We start from the raw sequence: 6,261 nt of genomic DNA, 5'->3' as shown, positions 1-6,261 counted from the left end.
TGTGTATTTTATTTATTTAATGTAAAATAAAAATCTATTTCCGCGGAATGTTAATTTTAATCAATTTATCAATTTTATAATACCTCTAAAACTAATTATTTTATGCCTATATGACATTTCAAATTAGATATGAATATAATTATACCCCTTAACGAGCAGAGCGAATTAGGCGGCCAGCCGAAGTATACTTAGATTAACTATTAAACCCCTCCTATAAAGTCCCCTTTGGGGATTTAGGGGTTTTTTATTTATAACTAAAATGTTAAAACACATCAAATTATTTTTAACCAAAAATAAACAGGGCTATCGGGTTAAAAAAATACATCCCATGTATAAATATATATCCAAAATCAAATAAACACTTCACTAACAGTTTTATAACACTTCACTAACAGTTTTATAACACTTCACTAACAGTTTTATAACACTTTCAATATCTAAAATACTTTAAAAAACCAAACATTTTTAAGGAGTGATATTTTATATATTATATCGATAATGATAATGATATTCGATATTTGATATTATCGTTGTATCTTTTATCTATCATTATTATTTTTCGATATATAAATAACTCCCTATTTTTCCTTTCCATTATTAAAAAGAGATGTTTTAAAAATTAACCAAACACAATCCCCTAACGCGCTGAAGCGCTAACAACAATTATAAGCACATATAAGTAAAATAAGAATAAAAATAAAAATCCCCCAGTTCCGCGCGACCCCTTTTTTTCAATGAATATAATGATTTAGAGTTATAATGGTTGATGTATATGGCATACAAAAAGGAAACAATATTTAAATCATGAAAAATAAAAAAATAACTGATAAAAAAGCTGAAATATTAAAACAAAAAAATAAATTATTGCAATCTCTAATGAAAAAAAATCAAAAAACTGATAAAAAAATAGTTTTTGAATTGGTTAAACAATTTAATCAAAAACTAAATTTAACAACTATTTTAAAGACTATCCGAACCAAAAGAAGTACTTATTATTATTGGTTAAAAGTCGAAAATAAAATCCAAGCCAAAGAAGAAAAATACCTGTTACAACAAAATCGCATTAAAGCTTTATGTTTACAACATGAATATTTTTACGGTCATCGGAAAATCACTGATTTATACCAAAAAATTTTTAATGAAACTATTACAAAGAAAAAAGTTTATACTATTATGAAAGAAAACGGTATTTTTTGTCGTTTAAGAATCAAAAAAAATAAATATAATTATAAAAATAATTTAAAAGTTAAATTAAAAGTGCTAGACAATTTAATTAATCAAGACTTTATATCAACAACCCCTTTACAAAAACTCTTTACAGATATTACTTATTTCAAAACTCCACAAGGATTTTTATATTTTTCTTGTATTATTGACTCTTTCAACAACCAAATTATAGCTTCCCACACTTCAAAATATCAAAATAAAGAATTAGTTTTAAACACCATCAAAAAATTACCTCCATTAAAGGAACCTTGTATTATTCATTCTGACCAAGGAACAGTTTATCAATCACAAAAAGTTCAACAAACTTTAACAAAAAAAGGTTTTTTAATCAGCATGTCAAGAAAAGCTACTCCGCGTGATAACGCTGTAATTGAAAACTTTTTTGGACAAATGAAAACTATCTTACAACACCAACATCCTTTTTTATTTCAAAAATCAACCGAAAAAGTTAAAAAAATAATCAATTATTTCCCTAATTTTTGGAACAATCAATGGATTTTAGCTAAATTAAATTATTCATCTCCTTCTCAATATTCCCAAAATCTTATATAAATTATTTTTTTAATTTATTTTAATGTTTAGCCTTGAAAAAGAGGTTACTTTTTTGAACCTTTTTTTCACCCAAATAACATAATTACGTAAAAAAATAATTATATTTTCATTTTATATGGGATTTTTTAACTTTTTTTACTTAAATATATAGTGAAAGGATAAAATATTTTAAAAAAATATCTTTTGAAACTAAAGAATTATTAAAATGTTTAGAAACTTTTTGAAATTTAAAAAAATATTTCTTTAGTTTGAAAAGATATGAAATTATCTATTAATTTTTTAGCCTTAAAGAGTAATTTTGAAATTAAAATATGTCTAAAAAATCGGAACAGCTCATAGGTTCTATCCCAAGTATCTTCATGACCCCACAAAAGATTGTTTTGTGCATCATAAGCTCTACTTGTCAGCAAAAGTAAATTATTTGGTGTTTCAGTTGCAGTTTTTACAACTTTAAAATCACCGTCCCATTTAGTTAAAGTGTGATCGGGGGTATTAAATACTGGACCCCACATTACTTCTTGATTTTCTTTTCTTGTTTTTGCTTCATCTTCTAAATGTGGGTCTTCTGGATCAAATTCTAAAGCCTTCGCTTGTGTAGCTAAATTAAAAAAATGTATAAAAAAGAGAGTTGAAAAAACTAATAAAAAATAAAATTTAGATAATTTTAAATTATTAAATGGTTTAGATTGTTTGCTTGAATTATTCATTTGCTGAATTATTCATTTGCAATGTTTTTCTCCTATCATATTATTTTTTTTGCTAATGATTATCTTTGTTTTGTTATTAAATATTATTATTAATGTTGTTAAAATTATTATAAAAAATAACTTGGGTTAAAAACATAATTAAAAAATCTTCTTTTTTAAAAAAATAAAAAATGGGTGATTATTAGAAAGCAAAATCTCGATGTATCCCAAACACTTATAATTAAATATTTGATAATTTTAAAAACTTTACAAAATAAATAAAAAAATATACAAATATACAAATACGCAAAAAAACTTAAAAAATAACGAAATAAGAAAAGAATAAAAAACGAAATAAGAAATAAAATAAATATTCCTAAAATGGAAAAATCTACACTATTATTTTTTTATGATAAATGGCCCCCTTATTTTAAAAATTTTTTAACAGCAATTTAAAAATAAAAAACTTGCTATTAATATCATTTTATCACAAAAAAACAAGTTTTTCGCTCACTAATCTTTATATAATGAGCGTTTTCCTTGCAATTTTATATATTAAAAAAAGAGGCTTTTTTGAGCCTCTCAATAATTTTATTTAATTTATAGCAGTTCTAATTTTGGATAAATTTATATTTTTTTGACTAAAATAACATTTATAAATGGCAAAAATTATGTTTTTTTAATCTATAATTTATAATTTAGTTTTGGTGGAAAATAGAGGGAAAAAATTTAAATGATTTGATTTTGGAGTTAGAGAAAAAAAGCAAAAAAGATTAATATGAGTCTACATAACTGATAAATGATATAATATTACTGGAAAAAACATTTATAATACTTTAATAATACTTTACAAGGGGATTTTATTATGATTTTGATTCAAATTAATCGCATCTGCGACCTTAAACCTTATTTTTATTACGCCCTAGAACAATACGCCCTTAATCATTTATTAAAGCAAAAACCTCAAAAAAGCTTTTTTTTTATTTGGAAAATCAAAGGAGTTGTAGTTGGGAAAAATCAAATAATTGAAAACGAAGTTAATTTAGATTACCTCAAAGAACATAAAATTCCTTTATTTAGAAGACCTACTGGCGGAGGATGTGTTTATAATGATCCTCAAACTCCTCTTTTTAGCATTATTGCCAAAAAAGAAAAAAATTTCAGTTTTAAACCTTTTTTAGCTAAAATTGTCGTTGCATTACAAAAATTAGGACTTAATGTTGAATTTAGTGGCAGAAACGACATTTTACTAGAAGGCAAAAAAATTTCTGGAAATGCCTTTATGCAAAACCAAAATGGCATGGTAACTCATGGAACACTTCTTTATAATTGCGATTTTCAAACTATGATAAACACAATTACTCCAAACGACCAAAAATTAATTTCTAAAGGAATTGCAAGTGTACGTTCCCGAGTAACTAACCTCAAAGGCTATCTTCCAGATATGTCACAAGAAAAGTTAATGCAGTATTTAACTGAGGCTTTAACTGACCAAACTTATATACTTAGTGACCAAGAAATAAAATCAATAGAAAAAGATTCTCTCCAATTTGCTTCCAATGAATTTTTATTCTTAACCCAACCCCATCACACCAAAATACTTAAAAAACGTTTTTCTTGGGGAGGATTAGAAATTTTTTTAGATATTAGATTTGGTTTAATTGAAAAAATGACTTTGATTGGAGATTTTTTTCACAAAGAAGATAATTTAGAACAATTTAGCAAACTTTTTGAAGGAATAACTTATCAAACTGAAAAAATACAAGAAGTTTTGGAAAAAACAAACATCGGTTTTTATATTTTGGATGCTACTAATGATGATTTTTTAAGCTTACTTAAAGAAGGTATTTTAGAAGAAAAACTTAAAAATTTAAATTATTAGCAATTACTAAAATAGTTCTAAATTGAAAAATTTTTATATAGACTATCAAAAAAAAGATAAACAAGGAAAAAACTACACAAAAAACTAGCAAAATAAAATATGAAAATAAAATCGAAGGTATATTTATGTTAAATAATCAAAAAAATGTTTTAAGAAAAATCATTGCCATTTCTTTCTTATTATTTTTGGCTTTTGGTTTGGAACTTCTTTCTCGTTATACTATTAATGCAACAATCCCTTGCAATTATGCTTTTTTTCGCATTGAATTAATTTTTATCATTTTAATAGGTTATCTTTTTGGACCTAAATACGGATTTTGGGCTAGTTTATTTTATCTTTTAATTCATTATGTTTTGGAATTTTCTTTTATGGAAGTGTTATTACACCATACACACGAAAATCATAATCACAGTCATGACCACGAAAACGAACATGCAAGCAAAGCCCTTATTTTCCTTTACAGATTTTTTCTTCCCTATATTGTCTGCTCTTTTTCGGGCTTATTTTATCAAAAAAACTTAAATCATCTCACCAAAAAAACACCTATTATAATAACTTTAGTGTTAATTAGTGTAGTTCAAATTATTTCAAGCATTTTATTTATTAATTTATTACAAGAAAACTTTGCCAAAAAAACTTTTTTAAAGTGGTTCATCCCAAGTCCTTCTTATTCTTGGTCGCTTAATCTTATTTATAGTTTTTCATCAGTTATTGTAAGTAATACCATCATAGGGGCTTTATTTTATTTAATTAATTTACGTCTTAAAGATAATATGGAATTTTTATATGGTTTTTCCAAGGAAAATTAAATTTTGGAAAATCTTTTTTTCAAACCCAAACAACATAAATTTTTGTGCGCTATTCACTTTTATTAATTTAATTACACACAAATTTAATTAAAATAATTTTTTTATAACCTTTTCTTTTATAAATTTCATCATGGAGACTTACTTAGTGTTTTTCAAACTTTTTAACAAAAACAAAATTATTATCTGCTTTATTTTGCCATTATCTTTAATTTTATTATTTTTAATTAGTCTAGAATTATCATATTTTTGGATAGAAAAAAATCAATTAAAAAACGCTTCTTTAATAAATATGTACGAACTATTTGCAAAATTTAAAGCCAACGAAATTAAAAAAATTCATTATACTTATAAAAGCCAATACAGCATTTGGAACAAAGAACATTATTTAATCCAAGCAGAAAGTTTTGATAATCAAAAATATTATTGTAAAATGGCAGCCTCCAATTATGATTATTTAGTATATGCTTTTTATTTATATAAAGATGTTTTGGTAGAAGTCAAAGAAAATATCCAATTTAATTTTTTAGAATTATATTTCAAATTTATAAGTTATCTTGTTTCTTTTATTTTTATATTTTATATTTTAATTCATCTTAAACAAATGTTATCAAACAAAATAAATAAATTTAATACAAACATTGATTCTTCCAAAGACAAAATAACTTTTGCAGATGTAGCAGGTCTTGAAGAAGAAAAAAAAGAAATCCAAGAATTAATAGATTTCTTAAAACATCCTCAAAAATATCATAAAATGGGCTTTGCAATTCCTAAAGGAGTATTATTAGAAGGACCTCCAGGAACAGGAAAAACCTTACTTGTAAAAGCATTAGCTAATGAGGTCAAAATTCCTTTTTATGCTGTTTCTGGTTCTGAATTTGTCGAAGTTTATGTAGGAGTTGGAGCTTCTAGAATAAGAGATTTATTTCAAAAAGCCAAAAGAACTACTCCTTGCATTATTTTTATTGATGAAATAGATGCTTTAGGAGCCAAAAGAAAAAACAACTCCATCATAGAATCACGAGAACACGACCAATCCCTAAACCAACTTTTATTAGAAATGGATGGTTTTTTTAAACTTTCACAAATCATCATTATTGCTGCTACT

5 protein-coding genes are annotated in these 6,261 nt (G+C 24.5%); 4 read left to right on the top strand and 1 reads right to left on the bottom strand.

What is annotated here, in order from left to right:
* The first annotated feature begins 804 nt into the window (after positions 1-804).
* On the top strand, positions 805-1,779 hold the full coding sequence (locus tag OYV_RS02865; RefSeq protein WP_152550836.1) for an IS3 family transposase: 975 nt from the start codon (positions 805-807) through the stop codon (positions 1,777-1,779).
* A 227-nt stretch (positions 1,780-2,006) separates the two neighbouring features.
* Here OYV_RS02865 and OYV_RS02860 read toward each other — a convergent pair whose 3' ends face one another.
* A complete protein-coding gene (locus OYV_RS02860; protein ID WP_042068185.1) occupies positions 2,007-2,486 on the bottom strand; it encodes a hypothetical protein in 480 nt (159 codons plus the stop codon).
* A gap of 844 nt (positions 2,487-3,330) precedes the next feature.
* Here OYV_RS02860 and OYV_RS02855 point away from each other — a divergent pair.
* The 3 genes from OYV_RS02855 to OYV_RS05590 form a co-directional block, all read left to right on the top strand.
* Positions 3,331-4,347: a lipoate--protein ligase gene (locus OYV_RS02855; RefSeq protein WP_042068184.1), complete on the top strand. Its 1,017-nt coding sequence runs from the start codon at positions 3,331-3,333 to the stop codon at positions 4,345-4,347.
* A gap of 125 nt (positions 4,348-4,472) precedes the next feature.
* The gene (locus OYV_RS02850; protein WP_042068183.1) at positions 4,473-5,156 is read left to right on the top strand and encodes an ECF transporter S component; all 684 of its coding nucleotides are present in this window, start codon (positions 4,473-4,475) and stop codon (positions 5,154-5,156) included.
* A gap of 145 nt (positions 5,157-5,301) precedes the next feature.
* A partial coding sequence (locus OYV_RS05590; RefSeq protein ID WP_042068181.1) for an AAA family ATPase occupies positions 5,302-6,261 on the top strand: 960 nt, incomplete at its 3' end.

This window comes from 'Chrysanthemum coronarium' phytoplasma, from assembly GCF_000744065.1.
GTDB lineage: Bacteria > Bacillota_I > Bacilli_A > Acholeplasmatales > Acholeplasmataceae > Phytoplasma > Phytoplasma asteris.
This window is presented reverse-complemented; position numbering and strand designations above follow the sequence as displayed.

Coding starts and splice junctions, on each gene's coding strand:
- OYV_RS02865 (WP_152550836.1), top strand. CDS start 805: ATGAAAAATAAAAAAATAACTGATAAAAAAGCTGAAATATTAAAACAA.
- OYV_RS02860 (WP_042068185.1), bottom strand. CDS start 2,486: ATGAATAATTCAAGCAAACAATCTAAACCATTTAATAATTTAAAATTA.
- OYV_RS02855 (WP_042068184.1), top strand. CDS start 3,331: ATGATTTTGATTCAAATTAATCGCATCTGCGACCTTAAACCTTATTTT.
- OYV_RS02850 (WP_042068183.1), top strand. CDS start 4,473: ATGTTAAATAATCAAAAAAATGTTTTAAGAAAAATCATTGCCATTTCT.